The following is a 23,424-nucleotide window of genomic DNA, read 5'->3' as shown; positions in this document are numbered from 1 at the left end:
AAATTGTACCATATTTATCCCAGTTTGAATTCATGTACGACTACAATTAAAAAAGCACTTCACCAAGGTAGATGCAATCACTGCATCGTACCTTTAATGAAGTGCTTAAAACAAGGTGGCTTTAGTCTCTAGACATACCTCGTAACATGTTTAACATATAAGTTAAACTACGGTTCATTTCATCGTCACGCAAGATACCCATTAAGCCGGTAATCGACGTTTTCTGATTTGGACTTGCTTGGTTCGCAACACGTAAACCTTTGTTGACTTTATTTAATAGATGGCTTAAGTCGTCGACATTTAAATCACCGAGTAAGAACACAAGTGATGACATGTTAGTAACGAGACCATTATATTGTTCTTTATTCAACTCAACAGAGAATTTATTCGCGATTGTACCTAAGCTGTTGACCATACCCGCTGTCGCATCAAGCATTTTCTTATTATCTAATACCGTGATGAGATTGATGGCTTTTAAAATGGCGTCTTTATTTTCGCTGATGGCATCCATCACTTCGTTGATGTTGTCTTGTTTGATTTCTTCTGGCGTCTTTTCATAACGTTTAATATTAGTAATTCTTTCTGCCATTATTTATTCACCTGATTTCCTGGGAAAATGTAATCGCCACGTTCCCATTTATCTTGTACACGAACACTGTATTGTGGTTTGCGTTGTTTATCTACACGGAAGTTTGTAGGGTTAAGTGGTGATTTACCTCTACGTGTTTTCACTTCCATACGACATGAAGTACGTTTGTATGACGGTGTATCTGAATCTTTATCTACATCACTGTTTGTAAGTAAGTTAATCGCACCTGCTTGTTCACCGATGAGTGATGAGTTACTGTTCAATGGAATATAAATTTCTTTACCTTTAACACGATCTGTTACATGGACTGTAAGTTCCGCTTCACCTGTGTCAGAAATCAATTTAACTTCTGCACCTTCGTGAATGTCACGATCTTCAGCGAGTTCTGGTGAAATTTCAACGAAAGCATTTGGAACTTTGTAAGAAATACCAGGCACACGATATGTCATGTTACCTTCGTGGAAGTGTTCTAATAAACGACCGTTATTCACATGTAAGTCATAGACATCATCTTGTTTGAAGAAGTTATCAAATGTTAATGGATATAATTTCGCTTTACCGTTATCGAAATTGAAACCATTCATGTATAATGTCGGTTCGTCTGAACCATCAGGTGCTACTGGCCATTGTAAGCTGTTGTATCCTTCTAAGCGATCGTAGTTCACACCAGAATATAACGGTGTTAAGCTTGCGATTTCATCCATGATTTCTGAAGGATCTGTGTAACCCCAATCATGATCTAATGCTTTAGCAATCGCTTGGATGATTTGCCAGTCAGGTTTAGAGTTGCCTTTTGGATCTAACGCTTGATATAAGCGTTGGATACGGCGTTCTGTATTTGTGAAGGTACCTGATTTTTCAAGTGAAGGACTTGCAGGTAATACCACATCTGCGAATGATGCTGTGTAAGTAAAGAATGCATCTTGAACAACTAAGAAATCAACTTTTTCTAATGCAGATTGAACAAAGTTGATATTTGAATCAACGATACCTGTATCTTCACCGTATAAGTACAAGCTATTGATTTCATTTGCGTGAATACCTTCCATCATTTGATGGTTATCTTTACCGACTTCACTAGGTAATGTCGTACCGTACGCACGTTCAAATTTAGCACGAACTTCATCGTCTGTTACATTTTGGTAACCAGTGAATTTGTCTGGCATACTACCCATGTCACTGCAACCTTGTACGTTGTTGTGACCACGTAATGGATAAGCACCTGTACCTGGTCGTCTGTAGTTACCAGTGACTAAGAGTAAGTTTGAAATTGCTGTTGATGTATCACTACCGATATCTTGTTGTGTAACACCCATTGCCCAACAAATTGAAACGGCATTGGCTGCTGCCATTTGTTCAGCGAAGTCGATGAGATCTTCTTTAGGAATACCTGTTGTTTCTTCAGCATAGTCCATTGTGAATGTTTCTAGTGTGCTGTAGTATTCATCGAAGTCATCAACCCATTCGTCGATAAACGCTTTGTCGTGTTTATCGTGATCGATAATGTATTTCGCTACAGCAGATAACCAAACTAAGTCGGTACCTGGTTTTGGTTGATAGAAGTTATCCGCACGTTGTGCCATTTCGTGTTTACGGATATCAAAGACGTTTAATGTGTTGTTATAAAGTTTATGACCGCGTTTGATACGTGAAGCGATAACAGGGTGTGCTTCAGCTGTATTTGTACCAATGAGTACGACCATATCTGCTTTTTCTAAGTCGTCGATTGATCCTGAGTCACCGCCATGACCTACTGTTCTAAAGAGTCCTTTTGTCGCCGGTGCTTGACAGTAACGTGAACAGTTGTCGACGTTATTTGTACCGATAACTTGGCGTGCAAGTTTTTGCATCAAGTAAGATTCTTCATTTGTCGCTTTTGAAGAAGAAATAAATGCGAGGTGGTCTGAACCTTTATTGTCGCGAATATCTTTGAAGTTGTCTGCGATGACGTTGATTGCTTCTTCCCATCCTACTTCTACGAATTCATTACCTTTACGTACAAGTGGTTGCGTTAAGCGTTCGTCTGAATCGACATAGTCCCAACCGAATTTACCTTTGACACAAGTTGAAATGTGGTTAGCAGGTGATTCGGGTTGAGGTTGTACTTTAAGTACTTCTCTATCTTTCGTCCATACATCAAATGAGCAACCTACGCCGCAATATGTACAAACGGTTTTTGTTTTTTCAATTCTTTCTTCACGCATCGCTGCTTCTGAGTCTGAAACTGCGAATAACGGACCGTAACCTGGTTCTGCTTTTTTAGTTAAATCAATCATTGCAGCTAATGATCCAGGTTCTAAGTCTGTCATGTAACCTGCGTTACCTTCCATGTTCACTTCCATCATTGCGTTACAAGGACAAACGGTAGCACATTGTCCGCATCCGACACATGATGAATCGTTAATAGATGTATCGTTATCCCAGATTACACGAGGTTGTTGACGTTCCCAATCGATGGTTAATGTTTCATTAACTTGAACGTCCTGACAAACTTCTACGCAACGACCGCAAAGAATACATTGGTTAGGATCATAGCGATAAAATGGGCCGTAATCTTTTTCATATGGTTTTTCTTTATATTCATATGTTTGGTGTTGTAAGCCCCATTGATCCATCGTATTATGTATTTCACAGTCACCATTATTGTAGTCACACACTGTACAGTACAATTGGTGTTTTTCTAATATACGATCTAATGCTTCTTTTTGGCTTGTTTGTACTCGATCGTTTTGTGTATTCACTACCATTGGTCGATCTATTGTTGTGCTACACGCACGTTCAATACGACCATCTATTTCTACAGTACATGTATCACAAGTTTGGATTGGCCCTAACGATTCGTTATAACAAATGGAAGGGACAAACGTATCTCGTGATTTGATGAACTCTAGTAAATTTGTTCCTGGCTCAACAAGATAATCTTTGCCATCTAACGTGACAATCAAATGCTGTTGCATCCAACCACCCCTTAATATATTAATTCACCATACCCGCATGGTAGATCTATGATTTTCGTTTAGTTACATGATTCATTTACACTCATTCTAAAAAGCCCCACACTTTTCAGAACAATGTTAATACTATTCTATACTGTAATCATTATAATGTTAAGGGATTACATCAAAATTTATAATAACTTTTATAATCGCGCACTATATCATCATTTGTAATATATCTGTAACAATTTTATCTGATTATGTTTGCTTCATATATAAACAACAATGGGATATCACCGTAGACACTTCACAACGGTTATATCCCATTTCATTCTCATTTATAAATTAATATTTTCTTTAATGCGTGATTCTACCTGTTGTAAGGCGTCATCATTAGGCACGAAGTAATAGAGTCCGTCACTTTGAATACCGCCTTGACCTTCTAACTGGTATTTATTCACGGTTTCATTCGCATCTCTGTAATGAGAAGCAATCTTTCTTAACTCACCGATAGATAAATCCGTTTGAATGTGATCTTGCACGTGATTCATCAAGCCATTAAAGTGCGTGAGTGATTTCACACTTGTGAGTTCATCTGCCAAGCTTTGGATGACGAGTTGTTGTCTGTATTGTCTACCGAAGTCACCGCCAGCACCCGCTTCTTTTCGGCTACGTATAAAGTCCATCGCCGCTTCCCCATTTAAATGAACTTGTTCACCTTCATTAAAGGTTTGTCCATTGTATGAAAATGAGGCATTACTTGTCACATCTATACCACCGACAGTATCAATCATTTCTTTCATGCCATCCATATTCACTGTCGCATAATGATCAATCGGGACATTCAATAACTGTTCAAGAGATTTAACCGCCATGTCCGGTCCACCGTATGCATAGGCATGATTAATCTTCTCAGTCGTACCTCTACCGACCATTTCTGCTTGTGTATCCCGAGGAATACTGATCATTTCGGTCGTTTTACGCTCAGGATTTACGGCAAGCACCATGATGGTATCACTGCGTTCTCCGCCACCGTTTGCTGTTCGCTCTGAATCAGAGTCTACACCAAATAGCGCAATCGTAAATGGATCTCCCTTGGATAAATTGACTTCTTTATCCCTCAACTCAGAGTGATTGCGATCTAAAGGATTATGAATCGAATCTCCAACTACAAATACTTTATAAGAAAAATAAGCGACAGCGACAATCGCTATAACTAGGATGAGCGCTACCATCCACAATAATATTTTTGCAGGCAAGCTCATCTTTGATCTTGTTCTATATTCTGAACGCTTCAACGTTAGCACATCCTATCTCTTCTGTTGCATTTGATTTAATTATAGCGATATTTTGATTTTATACATTGTACTAAAGTCTTATTTTTGATAACCGTCGCCGTCGTTTAATATATCGAGCACTTGTTGGTGGCAACCTTTATTGCTGATGATGAACGGTCCACCTTCCGCAAAATCAACAGATTCATTGTTGAGCGTTGTCATTTTAAGCCCAAGCTCTGAAGCGAAGAGGAATTGTGCGCCGATATCCCATGGTTTAGGATTGGTATTCACATGCGCACCAAATTGGCCTTTAATTACTCTCATCGAATCTAAGCCACAAGACCCGATAATGCGATAGCTAAATGACGCATCAAATAGCGCTTTAACAGTTTCTAAATTTAAGACTTGCGCATTAAATGATAAAATCGCATCTTTTATATCCATCGTATGCGGTGGCTTTAATGGTTGGTCATTCGCATAGGCCCCCTCACCTTTAATCGCTTTATAAAGGATACCGTTTGGATAGTCATAAATGTAGGACAACATCGGCTCACTATCCACAAAATAAGCTAAGATGACACAATAATCGGTTTGTTGTTTAACTAAGTTCATCGTGCCATCAATGGGATCCATCACCCAAACATGTCCGTGATAGGCATCAATCTGCTGATTCGATTTTTCCTCAGCGAGCAATTGGTGTGACGGATAAAAATGTTGGAGGAACTGTTCAAAGTTTTGTTGAATGTCACGATCGACATTTGTCACTAAATCAAAGCGATTTTGTTTCGTATCGGTTTCCATATGTTCGATTAAACGGGGAATCGTTACATTCAAAGTAGAAAACCATGATCTTACCGCTACATCTATATCAAACAATTGTTGTTTATCCATCTCAGACACCTCGTTCATGTATTTTCCTGTATTTTATCACATTCATACTTTGTTAGGGAATGCCTCGCCTGACGTGATGCCTCGCACTTCCACTATCAAAAATGATTTCATTTTTCTCAAGACAGTTTTATCATTGTTAAAATGATGGAAATAGTTTATAGCAATATTAAGAGGCTGAGACACGTGAATGTCCCAGCCTCAAAACAGAAAGGAAAGTAAGTAATAAATATTGAAGATGTTATATATAGTAACCCTGCGAATCGACAGCTGTGTTCAAAACCCATGAATGAGGGCCCGTCGTACAACTCAATTCGCTATCCCCTTGTTACTAATTCAATGATAACACAAAGCTATTATAAATGTAAGCGTTTTCTAAAAATAAATTTATTTTTCTCGGTAAATGGTGAAGTTAGCCTTATAAACCTTGTGGTTATAGTATGATCAAAATGATAATTCATCACACCTTTCACAACCGTTTCTTAAACACAAACTAAATATCGCCTAAATGTTGTCATAGTACGAGATATGATATAATACACTTAAGACTATGTACTACCTTTTTATGGAGGTGACTTTCGAATGAAAAAACGTGAACGTCAGCAACAGTTAGTTGAAGTGATTCGGAACCAAGACATTCAATCTACCGCAGCGTTAGCCAGAGCCTTAAACGTATCTAAACGCACAATTACACGAGACATTAAAGAGTTAGAAGAGCAGGGCGTGCAATTAATCGCACATCACGGTAAGCATGGCGGCTATCAAATTCAATCCCAACATCATGAATACACACTGAAGTTAAATGAGAAGCAACTGTCGGCTTTATTTTTAACGTTAAAGGAAAGTGAAGCCACTTCAGCATTACCTTACAAAGACGAAATCAAACACATACTGAAACAATGTTTATCCTTATCTCACACAAAATTACGTAATACGCTAAGATCATTAGATCATTACATTAAGTTCGAAACGTCGCGCGCACCTCAATTACCTTCATTGTTTTCCGATATCCTCATCTATTGCGCAGAACGCAATGTGATGGCGCTAGAATATTTAAATGAGCATACCATTGAAACAGATAATGTCATCTTCATCGGTCTCATTTGTGACGATGCCATCTGGTATGTGGTCATCTTCGAAATTGGTTCCGGTTGTACGAAAGTCATCCCAATAGACATCATTCAAGACATTGCATATTCATTCAAAAAGACCATCAAAACACAAGATATTAACATCCATAATTATCACGAATTTTTAAGCCCTTCTGATACCGAATAATGCAGAGGGCTTTTTAATTTGTCTTTCCCTCTCCTGTTAGCCTCATCCACACTATCTATTTAAAATTTTCATTTTTCAAAATAATTTAAGCGAAATTGTAAGCGCTTCTAATATAGTGTTTTACATGGTTTTAGCACTTTATATTAAATTGTAAAACAATTAAATATATTGTATAATGTAAGCGATTATAGTATGCGAAGGAGGAGTTAGATGCATGGATTTTCCGTCTATTTAGGTACGACTTTAAATCAGTCATATATAAGGGAGATGATTGATTTAGGGTTCACCACGATATTCACCTCATTACAAATTCCAGAAGAAGATGCGACTGAGGTTTATGATCGGTTAGAAACGTTATTAAATCTATGCAATGATTCCGATGTAACAGTCATTCTAGACGTTAACCCTTCCCTACTTAATCAACGTTTTTACAGTTTATTTAACAATGATTCAAACTTACGATATGTCTTACGCATCGATAATGATACCTCTGTTCAAGTCGTCAATCGTATTTTAGAAGCAGGCTTTTCATGCTGTTTAAATGCAAGTACAATCGACGCGTCATTATTACAAGCGTTAGTACAACATACAAAAGATTTTCAACATCTTATTTATTGTCATAATTACTATCCTCGTCCTGACACAGGGATCAGTGAATCCCACATGTCAGCTCAGAATCAATTGATTCGATCTTTCAATAGTGACGCACAAATCTTTGGCTTTATACCTGGCACGACATATCGTGGACCGCTTTTTAAAGGATTACCTTCACTGGAAAGCGTGCGATATGTACATCCAATTGTTGCCGCACAACGGCTACAAGATTGTGATACCACACATATTTTAATTGGAGATTCAGAATTAGCACGACACCAAGCAAAGCAATTAAGCGCGGTGTTACAACAACGCCATTTCGATCTCCACATCGAACTTAACGCATTAGATGAAATAGAAACATCGATTCGTTCGATATTAGAACCAATGCACACAGTAAGACCAGATCTTGCTGCTAAAGTCATTCGTTCAGCAGAAGCACGTCGCTTTTGTTCACACCACATTACCCCTTCTCATACAACATTACGTAAGAAGGGAGACATTACGATCGACAACGTGCGCAATGGGCGTTATGAAGGAGAGTTACAACTCATCAAATCAGACTTACCTGCCCATTCTCACATCAATGTTGTCGGTCGCATCCAACCCCATGAACTTGATATAATCGACTGTTTACGTCCGAATGATACGTTTCGTTTAATACAAGCAATGGGGGAATGAATAATGAAAAAATTAACAACAGAAGCGAGAAATCGTGCAACGATGCATCTAGATGAAATGTCAATCTACGACGCATTGAAAGTGATGAATCTTGAAGACCAATTAGTACCCAGTTTAATCTCTGAACACTTACAGACACTGACTGAAATCATTAAAATGACCACACAACAATTTAATGCTGGCGGTCGCATTATCTATATGGGGGCTGGTACAAGTGGTCGTTTAGGTGTACTTGATGCTGTGGAATGCGTACCTACCTTTAATGTCAGCCATGACCAGGTTATTGGTCTCATCGCAGGCGGACCTTCAGCCATGAAAGAAGCTGTCGAAGGTGCTGAAGATGACCCATCACAAGGCGCTGCTGATTTAAAAGACCTTCACTTAGAACCTGAAGACGTCGTCATAGGTATTGCTGCGAGTGGTCAGACGCCATATGTTGTCGGTGGATTAAACTTTGCTAATGATGTAGGCGCTTACACAGTTGCGATTGCATGTAATCAAGATACTTCTATAGGCAAGCTTGCGCAATATCCATTGGAAATACCTGTAGGGCCAGAAGTTCTAACAGGTTCCACACGCTTAAAAGCAGGTTCTGCACAGAAGATGATCTTAAACATGATTTCAACGTTAACTATGGTGGGTGCTGGAAAAGTCTATGATAATTTGATGGTCGACGTTAAGCCTACGAATCAAAAATTGGTACAACGTGCCGTTCATATTATTGAAGAAATATGTGAGGTCTCACAAACAGAAGCTCAAGATTTATATGAAGCTGCAAACCATGATTTAAAAGTTGCGATTGTGATGCATATGCGTGACTGTTCTGCCAATGAGGCTAGACAGCGTCTCACAGCGCATCATGGAAAAATCAAAGCAGCGCTCAAAGACAACTAAATCGTGTAACAGAACATATGTCGAGGAGGCATTTTATGACGAAAGAACAAACCCTTGCGCATCAAATTATCGATGCTGTCGGTGGTGTAAATAACATGGACAGTGTCATCAATTGTTTGACACGCATTCGAATCAAAGTTAAAGATCAATCCTTAGTAGACTATCAAACGTTGAGACAAATTAAAGGTGTGTTAGGCGTTGTTGAGGACGAACAACTTCAAATCGTTTTAGGTCCTGGGGTCGTGACAAAGGTCGCAAATGCTATCACTGAAGAGAGCGGTGCCCCACTCGGTGAAGAAATACCTGAACAGATGACCAAACAACACGACTATAAAGCCACAGCCGAAGCACATGCACAAACTCAAAAAGAAAAGTTCCAACAAAAACATAAACGTGGCCCAGTGAGTCGCGTTTTGCGTAGTATCGCAAACATTTTCATCCCGTTAATCCCTGCATTTATCGGTGCTGGATTGATTGGGGGTATTGGTGCCATATTAGACAACATGTTATCAGCGCAAGTCATCACGGCAGATTGGGTGACCCAACTGGTAACCGTATTAAACGTCATTAAAGATGGAATGCTCGCATATTTAGCAATCTTTACTGGTATTAATGCCGCTAAAGAATTCGGTGCTACACCAGGTTTAGGTGGGGTCATCGGCGGTACAACCTTACTCACCGGTGTCGATGATAAAAATGTCATCATGAACATTTTCACCGGCGATGCATTACAACCTGGTCAAGGTGGTATCATCGGCGTCATCTTTGCAGTTTGGTTATTAAGCTTAGTTGAAAAACGATTACATAAAGTCGTACCCAATGCGATTGACATTATCGTTACACCGACGATTTCATTATTGTGTATTGGTTTATTAACTATATTTATTATCATGCCTTTAGCAGGTTTCGTCTCTGACGGACTCGTCTATGTAGTGAACTGGGTCATCGATATTGGTGGCGTCTTCAGCGGCTTTATTATTGGTGCATTCTTCCTACCACTCGTCATGTTAGGATTGCATCATATCTTCACACCAATTCACGTCGAAATGATCAACCAAACAGGCGCAACTTATTTATTACCTATTGCTGCGATGGCAGGTGCTGGACAAGTCGGTGCCGCATTAGCATTATGGGTACGCTGTCGTAAAAATACGACGTTGCGTGAAATCCTTAAAGGTGCACTTCCAGTCGGCATACTCGGTATTGGTGAACCACTTATTTACGGAGTCACTTTACCGTTAGGACGCCCATTCATTACCGCATGTATCGGGGGCGGTATCGGTGGTGCGGTTATCGCTGGTATTGGTCATATTGGTGCGATTGCCATTGGCCCGAGTGGTGTTTCTTTATTACCATTAATTGCACATCATCAATATTTAGGTTACATCGCTGGATTACTAGCGGCTTATGCAGGCGGCTTCTTATTCACCTATTTCTTTGGCACGACGAAAGCAATGCGACAATCTGATACGCTAGGCGGTCAATCATGAAAAATATACTTTATACTATAGGTCAAGAATATAACAATTTTACGCATAGTGAGCAGAAAATTGCAGATTATATCTTAAACGCACCACACCGTGTGATTAATATGACAGCGATCGACTTATCAAAAGCGACAGATACGAGTCCTACTTCGATCGCTCGTTTTCTTAAAAAAGTAACAGATGGCGGTTATCGCGAATTACAAAATTCGATTTCTCACTATATTCCTGAGCATGCCACACAAAACAACCGCTTAGAAATCTCGAGCAATGAATCGGTGGAATCACTCACTTCGAAAATGGTTTCTCGTGTGAAACGGACCGTCGACACGGTGTCTGAATACGTGGATCCCCTCAAAGTGGATTATATCTACGACATGATCAAGGCTTCCAGAACCATCTTCTTATTTGGATATGGTTCTTCAGCAATTGTTGCGACAGATTTATACCAAAAATTAACGCGTTTAGGCATTAATGTGCGACTCATCACAGAAACACATCTATTTACAGTGACGTTGTCATCTCATGATGCACGTGACTGTATCATCTTTATTACAAATCGAGGAGAACACAGTGAATTACTATCTATGGCGCGTGTCGCAAATGACCACCATATTCCGATGGTGACAATCTCTAGCAACGATGAAAATCCTATTGCAGAGTTGTCAGATGTGACATTAGTACACGGCCCTACAGATGAAAATGACTTTCGTATGGCTGCGACAACATCCATGTTTGCGCAACTGTTCATCATCGACGTGTTATTCTATCGCTACATCGCGCTGAATTTCCGGACTGCACTCGATACGATTACACAATCTAAACTATCACTCGGAAATTACCACAAACATTTATCTAATATTTACTACAAACACTAATCAATCAACATAAAAACCGCTATGCAAGGTGCCTTACCTTACATAGCGGTTTTTTAGTTTATATTTGTTTTTTATCATCTAATTTGTGATAGCCTTTTAAGAAATAAAATGCAGTCATAAAGCCTAGGAAGATAAAGCCAATCACTACAGAAACAACTGTTTCCTTATTAAATAACATGCCGATTAATACCATGATAAAGAATGCCATTGTGAGATAGTTTGTGAATGCGCCACCTGGCATTTTAAATGGATGGCCCTCCACTTCTTCTGGATGATTTTTTCTGAATTTCAAATGACTAATTAAAATCATAAACCATGGCACCATACCAGGTAAGATTGATGCACTATAGACGTATACAAAGACGCTCTCAGCACCTTCAATGAATAACGGTAAGATCACATTTAATAATGCACCGATTAAGATACCCGTACCGATAGCTAATACAGCATAAAACGGTACACCATTTTTCATCACACGTGTGAAGAATTTAGGTAATTGGCCATAGTTCGCTAACGTATATGTCATACGACTCGCACTAAAGATACCTGAGTTACATCCTGACATCGCTGCTGTTAACACAACGAAGTTAATGAAACCTGCAGCAAACGTAATACCGACTTTCGCAAATGTCGCAACAAACGGGCTACCAATGCTACCGAGCTCATCCCAAGGATAAACCGTTACGATGACAAAGATTGCACCGATGTAGAAAATTAGGATACGCCAAATTACACCATTGACTGCTGATTTGATGTTTTTATGTGGATCTTTCGTTTCACCCGCAGTGATACCGATTAATTCCACACCTTGATAAGATCCGATAACGATTGAAAGTGCAAAGAAGAAACCTATCCAGCCATTAGGTAAGAAACCACCGTGCTCCCATAAGTTAGAGAGACCAATCGCTTCTCCACCATTACCGAGGCCGAAGAAGATTAATCCAAATCCTGCGATGATCATTAAGATGATCGTTACGACTTTAATCATCGCAAACCAAAATTCAAATTCCCCGAATGCTTTAACGGAAGTTAAGTTCGCTGCGAGTAAGAGTAAGACGACAATGACACCTGGAATCCACTGAGGTAAATCAGGGAACCAGTAATTCATATACTCACCTACGGCAATGACTTCACTCATCCCTACAACAATCCATTGGAATATATTACTCCATGCTGTTAAGTATCCTGCTACAGGGTGGATATAGTCGCTAGCAAATGAAGCAAAAGAACCTGTCGTTGGATGCACATAAACCATTTCACCCATCGCACGCATGACCAAGAAGATAAATAGTCCTGCGATTAAATACGCAAAAATAACTGACGGTCCTGTCCACTTAATCGTACTTGTCGCACCCATAAACAATCCAACACCGATTGTTCCTCCGAGCGCAATCATACGCATCTGACGCGCACTTAATCCCCTTTTTAATTCGTTATTCTCACTCATAATTCAAACCCTTTCTCTCATCATGATAATTCTATGAAATCCTCTTATTAGTTGTCGTTCATGTCACACATGAGAATTGAAGCCCATTTCTCCCCATCTTTGTTTAATAATTTATAAGTTATGATACGACGTTTTCGAAAAATTGAAATAATTAGTTTTAAAACTATATGTAAAGGCTTTCATAACTGTTTTCAATTGTATGTTATTCGCAGGCAAAATGCAAAGTAAATTTAGTGCACTTTTACTTATAACTTCACTTATTGCTTTATTGTAAGTAAGCATAATAAGCTTACGATTCTTTTATTGAAAAATAACACTATGGTGCTGTGGCAAGGCTGAAAGTCTGTACATCATGAACTTATGGGTTTGATTGTCGCCGCACTTGTGAGATATGATATAATTTTAATAAGCTACATTAAAGGAAGATTATATGCAAAAACATTTATTGTCACGCACCGTTGTACTATCAATCATTATCGGTATCCTGTTCTTCTTGCTGAACTACTTTACGCAAGATGATGCAGCGTTTTGGCCAGTTTTCGGAAAATCAATTTTAGCGATGGTCGTTTTTGGCTTATTGTATTTCACATTATTTTCTATGATGAATACGCCAGAACGTAAAATACGTATGGGAATTGCGATTCCTGTAGCATTACTGATTGGCATGATCGTAGGTGCAATATTTGATTTTATGAAAACCGGCATTATTGTCGGTTTAATCGTCGGTATAATAGCTGGATATATATGGGAATGGATCGTTAAATCTAAACGAGGAGAGGATAACAAATGACGATCGTTATCGGTTTAATCATTCTTGTGTTACTTCTACTAAGCATGATTCCAAATTATAAAGTGATGAAAGAAGCACAAGCAAATGGTGAAAATAATAAACGTGCGAAATTGATGTTTGGTGTAGATGCGATTTTACTCGTGCTCATTGTTGTGACGTTGATTTTTAACATTGTTCAACATTAATGCAATGATGCTACACAAGCTCATTTACATACAAGTGGGACAGAAACACGAACGTTTCTGTCCCACTTTTAATGCGTTATTTTAAATAAAATTAATAGAATCCCCTTTTACTGCTTCGATTCCTTCGCTATTCAAAATTGATGGCGTAATACAAAGTAATAAAGTAAGCCCGCGCATAATAAATAAATCACTGAACTGATCATAAATGCGCGAAAATGAATGCGAAACGGAATCCCTTTTTTGGATAAAGGACCGAGTACTAAATTACTCACTGCTAAAATAATAGGTCCCGCTAGAAAAAAGAGTATGATATAACCATTCATCTTTATTCCTTCCCTTGTCGGATATATTTTTCAAATATGTCTGAAGCTGGTACTTCTTTTGCTAAATACGTGATGTCACTAAAGTCTTGACTCTCAGTAATCAGGTTCGTGTTTACAATCACATCAAGTCCCGCTCGCATAGCGGCCGTCGCTCCATTGATTGAATCTTCGAGTGCCAAACAATGTTCAGGACTGAAATGAAGTGCTTGAACCGCTGTTAAATAGGGCTCAGGATTGGGTTTAACTTCTGAAACAGCTTCTCTTCCAATCATTACATCTATGTATTGGTCTAGCCCTAATGATCGATAAGCCGCTTCAATATCCTTCGCATAACTACTCGTCGCAATCGCCATAGGGATATGGTGTTGTTTTAACTGTTGCAACAACTTTTCTATACCCGTTCTAAGCGGTAATTCATCCATCGTTTTATGGTGAATATCATATATTTCAGCTTTTTTCTCTTCTCCTAACGCTTGCGTCAAGTAATCTTGAAGCTCTTCTGCTGCTCCGCCAATGGAACGTTGGTAAAATGCTTTCGACACAGGTTCTGCCCCGTATTTGATTAACTGTTTATTCATGACCTCAAATAAGTGTGTTTCACTATCAATCAGTGTGCCATCGAAGTAGAAAATGACTGCTCGATACATTGCTTCACCTTCTTTCTCTGTTATGTTGTTCATCGATTGTCGATATATTTCTCATTACGAACATTGTGCTCAGTGTAACATATAGATGAGAATGCGCCTATCTTATCTGCCTTCTTTTCCTGCCCAATAGCGCGCCAATATAGGTCCCGAAATATTATGAATAAAGCTGAATACTGCGCCAGGTAATGCGGCAAATGGACTAATATGCGCTGTAGCTAAAGAAACGGCGAGTCCGGAATTTTGCATGCCTACTTCTATAGAAACGGCTTTCTTATCAGAATAGTTTAATCTCAATATTTTCGCACATAGATAACCTAAACTATAACCCGTTACATTATGTAAAATGACGATGAGGAATATTAATAACCCAGATGTTAAAATCACTGTTTTACTACCTGCTACGACAGCAGCTAAAATGAGTGAAATGGCAATGACCGAAACAATCGGTAACGCTTCAGCAGACTTCTCAGCTACGGGTCGTGCCACTTTTTGAATGATCAGCCCGAGCAAGATTGGCACTAAAATCACTTTCACGACTGACAATAACATATCGATAAATGACACTTGTAACCATTGATGTGCAAACACAAAAATAAGTAATGGTGTTAATATTGGCGCCAACAATGTAGAAACTGTTGTGATCGCAACAGATAGAGCGACATTTGCTTTTGCGAGATAACTCATCACGTTACTCGATGTTCCACCTGGACAACAACCAACAAGTATCACACCGACAGCTAATTTATCTGGCAGTTGAAAAATGATAGCTAATAAAAACGCGGTAATTGGCATAATCGTATATTGTAATATCACGCCGATCAATACTGCCCTTGGTGCTTGGACGACGATTTTGAAATCTTCGGGTTTAATGGAGAGCCCCATCCCTAACATTACGATACCAAGTAAATATGGCACCCATCCACCTAATTGAGATAATAGACTTGGAAATAAAAAACCTAACAAAGCAGCGACAAGCATCCATACTAAGAAGGTATTCGTTGCAAATTGACTGATTCTAGATAACATCATGTCACTCCTTTCAATTGATATTAATAATAAGCTAGCATATTTATAGTATATAAACAATAACACTATTCAAATAATTCACATTTTTCTTTTGATTGATTCAATATTTTTTCAACTTCATTCCATAGACCTAGTGAAATGTCGGTGAAAGCATGGTACAATTTAATTGAACTTAAAACGTGTAAAAATATCATGCAAGTCACATACGAAAATCCACACGTGTTCCATTTTTTAGACTTAGGAGGTATAAGATGTTTATAGATAAAACAGAGACATATCAGTTAAACATGGCTCATTTAAATAAACGTGCGACACGTAAACGCCTATCCAAATTATGTAAACAGATTGAATTTTGTGATCCGGTTCAAGCAGCCATACGAAATATAAATAACATCTATGTGTTGGAGATTACCATTCCTAAGCGAGAATTACCTTATATCATTAGCTTTTTAAGCTTCCATAACTATACAATTTACCAAATTCTTGATACTACACGTAACAATACCATCATTGATCCAGAACAGTTAAGTCAATCTTCTAAACATTTTTCTATACGTATTGACGGACTCAATGATTTATTTATCAAAGATAAAATCATCGATATCGTAAATATGATCGAGCATCGAGAAGAGCTCAACTACATATTCCACAAAAATAGAATGGATGTCACTTGTACGCCATCTACTTTTGCGACTTTAATTCGCTGCCTTGCTACACATCATATCGATATTTTAGCTGCTTATCATTGCTGCAGTGTATTGAGTAAAGCGCATATTTCATAGAAATGAGGTTGCCTTTGCGTCAAGTTGGGCTATCGATTAATCCATATATGCAATTAATAAAAGCTGAGACAACTTCATGTCTCAGCTTTTTATATCGTGTATTTTAAACAACAGTTACTCTTTATCTTCTTCCTCATTCACGAGCGCTTCAAATGCTTCTCTTACCTGAGGTACACTCATACCCACAACGACTTGTACATTTTTACCGCTTTTAACAAGTCCGTGTGCCATTTGATCTCTCGTGAAATAATCACTCTCTTCAACTTGATCGATATCGTTCACGGTTAAACGTAAACGTGTCGTACAGTTCGTCACGTCGACGATATTATCTTTACCGCCTAAACCCGCTAAATAATATTGCGCTTTATCTTCGTACTCATTGCCAGTCGTTGCTTGAGCATTTTTATCTTGATCTTGTTGTCCTTTTTTCGTTTTATAGTCATTTTTATTAAATAATTTAACGTCTTCGGTATCTTTTTTACGACCAGGCAGTGGAATATCAAACTTCACAATTAAAAATCTAAATAAGAAGAAGTAAATGACTGTGAACGCTAAACCAATACCAACTTGAATCACGTATGTGAGCCAGTGATTTTGACCGAGCGGAATCCAGTTCGTAGCGATGAAGTCTAACAGTCCACCCCCAAAGTTACCCACGAGTCCAAAACCGTACATCAAGGTATCCATTGTCGCTGCAAGTAAAGCATGAATAACAAATAGGTAAGGTGCGATAAATAGGAACGTAAATTCTAATGGTTCCGTGATCCCAACGACGACAGCTGTTAACGTCGCAGGTATCAAAAGTGCTGCAATTTTCTTTTTATTTTCACTTGGTGTCGTCGCATACATCGCTAATGCGATCCCTATTGCACCAAATACTTTCCCGTTACCTTGTAACATGAAGCCATAAGGGAATTGTTCTTTTAACGCTTTCGCGCTACTTGCGAATTCGTTAATATGCTTAAACCACTCTGCTTTTAGGCCATGGTTCACAATGACAGGGCCAACCTCGATCGGTGCATAAATAAAGTGATGTAAGCCTGTCGGGATCAATACACGTTCTAAGAAGTGGTATAACCACACGCCGACATAACCTGAACCGATGATAAAGCCTTGTAAAGATGAAATCCCATTTTGAATCGTCGGCCAAATCATACAAGTGATGACCGCTAATACTAACATCACAAAGAATGAGATCGTCACGACGAATGTAAGGCCTGAAAATACGCCTAGCATTTCAGGTAACTTCTTACTGTAAAATCGATTATGTATCCACGTCACAATACCAGATATAATAATTGCTCCGAGAATATTCGTATCTAATGTTTCGATACCCGCAATAGCTTTTAGACCTGTGACGTTTTCTACCCCTTTTTCGAGGTTCGCCCCAAATGTGTGTGGCCATTGTGTCAAAATCGCATTTACAAACGTGTTGAACATGAGGTAGCCCATTAAAGCAGCTAATGCAGCATGTCCTGGTGCTTTTTTAGCTAAAGATAGAGGCAATCCAACCGCAAACACTACTTCCATACGTGTGAAGATGGTCCAGCCACCACTCTCTATGACTGACCATACTTTGAACCATGTTGTGCCTTCATTCGCAATGCTGCCCATGATTGATGGGTTCTTAAATAAAGTCGCAAACCCTAATACAATCCCAAAAAATGCAAACATGAGTACGGGAACAATCATTGCACTCCCAAATCGTTTAATCGCATTCATTTCCGTTTTCTCCTCCTCAGCGTCTTCCCTCTTTAACCACAATGCCATCCTCTTCGGTAAAACAAGATGACAGTGTGTCATTGACAACGCATCATTTAACTATCATGCTACCGTAAGCGTTTACATTACTACAACTGTTTGACGCCATTCAGAAACCTTTTGTATAATTAGATTATATTTTCAAATGTTGAAAATATTTTCAACAACACTGAGGAGGTGGCACCATGATACTAGATCAACGTGTAAACACACATTTTAATGCGTTAAATGAAAATGACTTACATATCGCTCATTTTATCAATACGCATCTTGAAGCTTGTAAATCGATGAAGATTCAAGAATTAGCTAGACAGACCCACACGTCAAATGCATCCATTCATCGCTTTACACGTAAACTGGGATTTGATGGTTTCAGCGACTTTAAATCGTACCTCAAATTTGAAAGTGCGCATCAGCATGAACAGTCCACAGATTTAATAGAAAGTTTTAAACAAGAAATTGAAAATACATTTAACTATTTAGATCGCGTAGACTATGATCTCGTGACAGATAAAATACACGAAGCTGAAACGGTTTATCTCTATGGAACAGGCTTAGCACAGATGAATGTCGCAGAAGAAGCGCAACGGATCTTGTTAACGATGCATAAAAACATCATCGTGCTACATGACGTACACGAACTTAAAATGGTTTTAAATAAAGCGACAGACCAGGATTTATTTTTCGTTATTTCTCTTTCAGGGGAATCACCACAACTCCCTGAAATAACAAACTTGCTCCAATTACGCCAAAAATACTTTATGTCGATCACAACTTTGAAAGACAATACGCTCGCGCAAAAAGCAGACTATAATATTTACGTCTCTAGTAATACATTCTATTTAAATGATGGAACGGACTATTCTAGTTTTATCAATTACCACATCTTCTTTGAAACCGTATTGCGTCATTATAATCGACGCATTGAAAATGGAGAACTACAATAAAAAGCCTTACCATTCGAACGCCAATAGAGCGGCAGTCCGTAATGATAAGGCTTTAAGTATATAGAATCACATTAACCAAGCTTAAGAGAAATCGTCCTCTTGTTCTTCGTCGATCAACGCTTGTTGCATGCGATCAAACATGATTTCAAATCCGTGTTTCGTGGAATCATGATATTCTTTTTTCTTCTGTTTATATTCTAATGTTGATAGGCGGCGTTCTTTTGGTAATAACGCGATATATGTGACATTCATTTGCGTTACGCCAGGTTCTCTTTCAAAAATTTCCACTTCAATTTTATCTTCATCATCACTAATTTCAGGCATGCCTACAGTCATTTCTATATATTCAAATGGTGATAATGTTAAAAATTGACCTTTAACGAGATTGCGTTTACCGTTAATTTGATCGACAATTTCATACGATCCATTATCGTCGATATCTAATTTGATCGATTGATTGGTTCTTTCTGTTGTCATGAACCATTGTTTTAAAAACGCTTCTTCTGTCCATGCACGATATACGTCTTCGGATGGTTGTTTGAACAGGCGTTCTAAATTAATTTCGATATTTTCGTCTTCTATATTATATTTTGCCACGTATGTCACCTACTTTCATATTAGTTCTATTTTAACGCATTATAAGCTGTTGCTAAACTATAAGTATTTACTTTTAACAAGTAGATAAAGTGAACATAGGCATACGATCCGACTATGACAAAAAGTTGGCTCGCTTTGTTTTTAAAGACTAACACTTATTTACGTGGTTTTAAACGCGGTAAACCGAACAGAATCGCAACGATACCAGATAGACCAAGAACGATCGGATAAATACTATAAGGTACGAGTTCAAATGGAGAAATGCTTGCGACGCCAGCTGCCGCAATCAGTTGTGGACTATAAGGTAATAAACCTTGGAAACAGCCACCAAAGATATCGAGTAAACTGGCTGATTTTCTTGGGTCAATCTTATACTCATCTGAGATATCCTTCGCTAATGGACCTGACATCAAGATAGAAATCGTATTATTCGCTGTTGAAATATCTGCCACACTGACTAAGCTCGCAATACCGAACTCTGCCCCGCGTTTGGATTTCACTTTACTCCGTACAAAATTAAGCAGCCAATTGATTCCGCCATTATGTTGAATCAGTGAAACTAAACCACCGATGAGGATGGCTATAATGGCAATGTCTTCCATGCCGATGATTCCTTCTGATATAGATTGCAACAGTTCTTTCCAGTTAAATGAACCATCGATTAAACCGATGATTCCTGATAATAATGTTCCACCTAAAAGTACGATAATGACGTTAATTCCGACGATAGCTAAGATGAGCACAAAGAGATACGGAATAACTTTAATAAAGTTAAAATCATAGCTCTTCGTATGATCGACGTGGGCACTATGAGTCAACAGCCAAATGACGATAATAGAGATGAGCGCCCCTGGTAAAACAATACGAAAGTTGACTTTAAATTTATCACTCATTTTCGTTTTTTGTGTCCGTACTGCAGCGATGGTCGTATCAGATATCATAGAGAGATTATCACCGAACATGGAACCACCAACAACAGTTGCCATCGTAATGGCAGCAGAAACATCAGTCGCTTCACTAAGTCCAAAGCCTACCGGTGCAATCGCTGCGACCGTTCCGACAGATGTACCCATAGAGATAGACACAAACATACAAATGACAAAGAGACCGACGATAAGTAAATTCTGTGGAATGAGTGATAGACCTAAATTAACTGTCGAAGTCACGCCACCCATGTCTTCTGTCGTTTGTGAAAATGCTCCGGCGAGTAAGAAGATCAACACCATTAATATGATGTTCGATTCACCTGCACCACGCGTAAACACCTCAACCTTATGTACAAATTTTTCTTTTCGATTAAGTAATAAGCCGATAATGACGGCAATGGTAATCGCTACATTTAACGGCATAGTCGAGAAATCGCCTGTGACGATCCCAATACCTAAAAACAGCAACACAAAAGCGAGTAAGGGAAATAGCGCCCATGCATTACTTTTCTTTGTCTCCTCCATAGTTTCGCCAACTTTCCTATATAAATTAAAAAACTCTTTTCTTCGTCATCGATAACTGAAGAAAAGAGTTAACTATTCCGCTTCATTCTTATCTTCAAGCACTGACATGCTTCTGGAATTGGCACACGCTTAACCATGTTGCCGAAGTTTCATTGGGCCAGTCCCTCCACTTCTCTTGATAAGTTATAAAATTGTTTGTAATAACGTTACAACATATTTCATTATGGGTCAATGACTATTCATTATCTTTTACCACTACAAAATAACGTTCAAGGATGATAAAACCAATCACCTCTATTATAAGTAAGGCGATCCCACTTACTAAAAGAAAATGACTTGATATTGTTACACCTGTTAGAGTAAGAATCACGGATGGAATAAGTACAACAAGGGCTATGATATAAATTGAGTTATGCGTTTTTTAGATATTGAACGTTGCTCTGAAGCTATTTCGTTATCAGTGTTCTTACTTACAAAATAAGTATTTATGAGTAGAAAGATGAACATACATAAAAAACCTATCCAAGGAACCCACGTATCTTGATAACCAGAGTCGATACTTGCAGTCATCGTTAACATCACAATAGCCACGCCACCGATTAAACGACTCGTTCCAAAAATAATTACGGATAATAGAGGAGACAATTTTATATCATTCGATTTAATTTGCTGACGTAAATCACTGAATTCTATTGCACTATAGACTAACCAAAGCGTTATATTTAACACTATTTGTATCCAAAGAGGTCTTACCACAGACATGATTAAAATAACAGCAATCAATATAATAAACAGTATTATTTTATGATTTTTGTGCTTCACAAACATAACTCCTCGCTTTCATGCAGCTTTATTTTCCTTATATTATACCATGCTTTCCTCTTTAGCTTTATAATAATTAATTTTTTAATTAAAAAATGAACATAACAATTTAAGAAATTTAAACATTAAAAAAATGCACCTCTATACAGAGATGCAGCTGATCTATTCAAATCACTTTTATTAGATGTTCACTAACACTTAGTTGATTTGTGAACCACCTGTTACACCGTATACTTGGCCTGTTGTGAAGCTAGATTCTTCACTTGCTAAGTGCACATAAGCACCAATTAATTCTACTGGCTGACCTGGACGGCCGATTTGTGAGTTTTGACCGAATTTAGGAATTTTACTTGTTGGTTGTCCACCAGAAATTTGTAGTGGTGACCAGAATGGACCTGGGGCGATGCAGTTCACGCGAATACCTTTTTCACTTAATTCTGTTGCTAAACTTTTAGTAAGTGAAACAATGGCTGCTTTTGAAGCTGCATAGTCATGAAGTAATGGTTTAGGTAAGAAACCTTGTACAGATGAAGTTGTTGTAATTGTTGCGCCCGGTTGTAGATATTCTAATGCTTTTTGAACAGTCCAGAAGATAGGATAAACATTTGTTTCGAATGTTTCTTTAAATGAATCTGTATCAAAACCATGAATATCATCGTGATATTGTTGATGTCCTGCAACCATAGTGACGTTATCTAAACCACCAAGTTCATTGTACGCTTGTTCTACTAAGTCGTAATTGAATTGTTCATCGCGTAAATCACCAGGGATGAGCACTGCTTTTCGACCCGCAGCTTCAATCACTTTTTTCACATCTTCTGCGTCTTCTTGTTCTGCAGGTAAATAGTTAATCGCAACATCTGCGCCTTCTTTCGCATAACCAATCGCTGCAGCACGACCGATAGCTGAATCGCCACCTGTTACGAGCATTTTATAATCTGTTAAACGTCCATTGCCTTTATATGAAGTCTCACCACAATCAGGTTGAGGATCTAATTTACTTTGTAATCCAGGTACCGGTTGTTCTTGTTCAGGAATATCTTCACTTGAATATTTTGTTCTTGGATCTTGATTACCCATATTGATCACTCCTATTTAAACTGTTTATAGTTTAGACATACCCAATAATACTGTGGTCATATACATA

21 protein-coding genes, 1 pseudogene and 1 riboswitch are annotated in these 23,424 nt (G+C 38.4%); of the genes and pseudogenes, 9 read left to right on the top strand and 13 right to left on the bottom strand.

Translation table 11 applies throughout. The features are described from left to right. Window positions 1-121 precede the first annotated feature (121 nt). The 4 genes from APS80_RS06775 to APS80_RS06760 form a co-directional block, all read right to left on the bottom strand. A complete protein-coding gene (locus APS80_RS06775) occupies window positions 122-589 on the bottom strand; it encodes a helical membrane plugin domain-containing protein (RefSeq protein ID WP_059107519.1) in 468 nt (155 codons plus the stop codon). Then, complete coding sequence (gene fdhF / locus APS80_RS06770; RefSeq protein WP_059107518.1) at window positions 589-3,546, bottom strand: formate dehydrogenase subunit alpha; 2,958 nt, start codon at window positions 3,544-3,546, stop codon at window positions 589-591. The genes APS80_RS06775 and fdhF overlap by 1 nt, the downstream gene beginning before the upstream one ends. Before the next feature lie 317 nt (window positions 3,547-3,863). Then, a complete protein-coding gene (locus APS80_RS06765) occupies window positions 3,864-4,823 on the bottom strand; it encodes an LCP family glycopolymer transferase (protein ID WP_059107517.1) in 960 nt (319 codons plus the stop codon). A gap of 78 nt (window positions 4,824-4,901) precedes the next feature. Continuing rightward, the gene (locus tag APS80_RS06760; RefSeq protein WP_059107516.1) at window positions 4,902-5,693 is read right to left on the bottom strand and encodes an inositol monophosphatase family protein; all 792 of its coding nucleotides are present in this window, start codon (window positions 5,691-5,693) and stop codon (window positions 4,902-4,904) included. 579 nt (window positions 5,694-6,272) lie between these two features. Between APS80_RS06760 and APS80_RS06755 the strand changes: the two genes are divergently transcribed. The 5 genes from APS80_RS06755 (at window position 6,273) to APS80_RS06735 (ending at window position 11,499) form a co-directional block, all read left to right on the top strand. Continuing rightward, window positions 6,273-6,968, top strand: a complete 696-nt coding sequence (locus APS80_RS06755) for a helix-turn-helix transcriptional regulator (RefSeq protein ID WP_059107515.1) — start codon at window positions 6,273-6,275, stop codon at window positions 6,966-6,968. Window positions 6,969-7,178: 210 nt separating this feature from the next. Further along, the gene (locus APS80_RS06750; protein WP_059107514.1) at window positions 7,179-8,243 is read left to right on the top strand and encodes a MupG family TIM beta-alpha barrel fold protein; all 1,065 of its coding nucleotides are present in this window, start codon (window positions 7,179-7,181) and stop codon (window positions 8,241-8,243) included. Window positions 8,244-8,246: 3 nt separating this feature from the next. Next, window positions 8,247-9,137 (top strand): N-acetylmuramic acid 6-phosphate etherase, encoded by an 891-nt coding sequence (gene murQ / locus APS80_RS06745; protein WP_059107513.1) that lies wholly within the window; start codon window positions 8,247-8,249, stop codon window positions 9,135-9,137. Window positions 9,138-9,172: 35 nt separating this feature from the next. After that, window positions 9,173-10,627 carry a PTS transporter subunit EIIC gene (locus tag APS80_RS06740; protein WP_059107512.1) on the top strand — a complete coding sequence of 485 codons (1,455 nt, stop codon included), beginning with the start codon at window positions 9,173-9,175 and terminating at the stop codon, window positions 10,625-10,627. Beyond that, complete coding sequence (locus tag APS80_RS06735) at window positions 10,624-11,499, top strand: MurR/RpiR family transcriptional regulator (RefSeq protein ID WP_059107511.1); 876 nt, start codon at window positions 10,624-10,626, stop codon at window positions 11,497-11,499. The genes APS80_RS06740 and APS80_RS06735 overlap by 4 nt, the downstream gene beginning before the upstream one ends. 58 nt (window positions 11,500-11,557) lie before the next feature. On the opposite strand, the gene APS80_RS06730 is transcribed toward APS80_RS06735, so the two are convergent. Then, on the bottom strand, window positions 11,558-12,946 hold the full coding sequence (locus APS80_RS06730) for an amino acid permease (protein ID WP_059107510.1): 1,389 nt from the start codon (window positions 12,944-12,946) through the stop codon (window positions 11,558-11,560). Window positions 12,947-13,376: 430 nt separating this feature from the next. On the opposite strand from APS80_RS06730, the gene APS80_RS06725 reads away from it, so the two are divergent. After that, entirely contained in the window at window positions 13,377-13,736 is a 360-nt protein-coding gene (locus tag APS80_RS06725; protein WP_059107509.1) for a hypothetical protein, read from the top strand. Further along, the gene (locus APS80_RS06720; RefSeq protein ID WP_059107508.1) at window positions 13,733-13,921 is read left to right on the top strand and encodes a hypothetical protein; all 189 of its coding nucleotides are present in this window, start codon (window positions 13,733-13,735) and stop codon (window positions 13,919-13,921) included. The genes APS80_RS06725 and APS80_RS06720 overlap by 4 nt, the downstream gene beginning before the upstream one ends. 131 nt (window positions 13,922-14,052) lie before the next feature. On the opposite strand, the gene APS80_RS06715 is transcribed toward APS80_RS06720, so the two are convergent. From APS80_RS06715 to APS80_RS06705, 3 genes are all read right to left on the bottom strand, one after another. After that, the gene (locus APS80_RS06715; protein ID WP_059107507.1) at window positions 14,053-14,244 is read right to left on the bottom strand and encodes a hypothetical protein; all 192 of its coding nucleotides are present in this window, start codon (window positions 14,242-14,244) and stop codon (window positions 14,053-14,055) included. Window positions 14,245-14,246: 2 nt separating this feature from the next. Next, window positions 14,247-14,891, bottom strand: coding sequence for an HAD family hydrolase (locus tag APS80_RS06710; protein WP_059107628.1), 645 nt, complete (start codon window positions 14,889-14,891; stop codon window positions 14,247-14,249). 102 nt (window positions 14,892-14,993) lie between these two features. Further along, entirely contained in the window at window positions 14,994-15,917 is a 924-nt protein-coding gene (locus tag APS80_RS06705; protein WP_059107506.1) for a bile acid:sodium symporter family protein, read from the bottom strand. 251 nt (window positions 15,918-16,168) lie between these two features. On the opposite strand from APS80_RS06705, the gene APS80_RS06700 reads away from it, so the two are divergent. Further along, window positions 16,169-16,699, top strand: coding sequence for a hypothetical protein (locus tag APS80_RS06700; protein ID WP_059107505.1), 531 nt, complete (start codon window positions 16,169-16,171; stop codon window positions 16,697-16,699). A 114-nt stretch (window positions 16,700-16,813) separates the two neighbouring features. Here the strand turns inward: APS80_RS06700 and APS80_RS06695 are convergent, their stop codons facing one another. Then, window positions 16,814-18,421: an alpha-glucoside-specific PTS transporter subunit IIBC gene (locus APS80_RS06695; protein ID WP_059107504.1), complete on the bottom strand. Its 1,608-nt coding sequence runs from the start codon at window positions 18,419-18,421 to the stop codon at window positions 16,814-16,816. A 224-nt stretch (window positions 18,422-18,645) separates the two neighbouring features. Here APS80_RS06695 and APS80_RS06690 point away from each other — a divergent pair, with 224 nt between their 5' ends. Next, window positions 18,646-19,407, top strand: coding sequence for a MurR/RpiR family transcriptional regulator (locus tag APS80_RS06690; protein ID WP_059107503.1), 762 nt, complete (start codon window positions 18,646-18,648; stop codon window positions 19,405-19,407). Window positions 19,408-19,488: 81 nt separating this feature from the next. Here APS80_RS06690 and APS80_RS06685 read toward each other — a convergent pair whose 3' ends face one another. The 4 genes and pseudogenes from APS80_RS06685 to APS80_RS06670 form a co-directional block, all read right to left on the bottom strand. Further along, window positions 19,489-20,004 (bottom strand): SRPBCC family protein, encoded by a 516-nt coding sequence (locus APS80_RS06685; protein WP_059107502.1) that lies wholly within the window; start codon window positions 20,002-20,004, stop codon window positions 19,489-19,491. 155 nt (window positions 20,005-20,159) lie between these two features. Next, window positions 20,160-21,485, bottom strand: a pseudogene (locus tag APS80_RS06680) (Na+/H+ antiporter NhaC family protein); the annotation flags it as partial. A 55-nt stretch (window positions 21,486-21,540) separates the two neighbouring features. After that, a riboswitch (SAM riboswitch) is annotated at window positions 21,541-21,640 on the bottom strand. Window positions 21,641-21,848: 208 nt separating this feature from the next. Then, window positions 21,849-22,277 carry a hypothetical protein gene (locus APS80_RS06675; RefSeq protein WP_059107500.1) on the bottom strand — a complete coding sequence of 143 codons (429 nt, stop codon included), beginning with the start codon at window positions 22,275-22,277 and terminating at the stop codon, window positions 21,849-21,851. Window positions 22,278-22,475: 198 nt separating this feature from the next. Continuing rightward, complete coding sequence (locus APS80_RS06670) at window positions 22,476-23,357, bottom strand: SDR family oxidoreductase (protein ID WP_059107499.1); 882 nt, start codon at window positions 23,355-23,357, stop codon at window positions 22,476-22,478. Between the last annotated feature and the right edge of the window lie 67 nt (window positions 23,358-23,424).

Source organism: Staphylococcus auricularis (assembly GCF_001500315.1).
In the GTDB taxonomy this organism is placed as follows: Bacteria; Bacillota; Bacilli; order Staphylococcales; family Staphylococcaceae; genus Staphylococcus; species Staphylococcus auricularis.
Note: the sequence above shows the minus strand (reverse complement) of the source record. Positions and strands in the feature narration are given on the sequence as shown.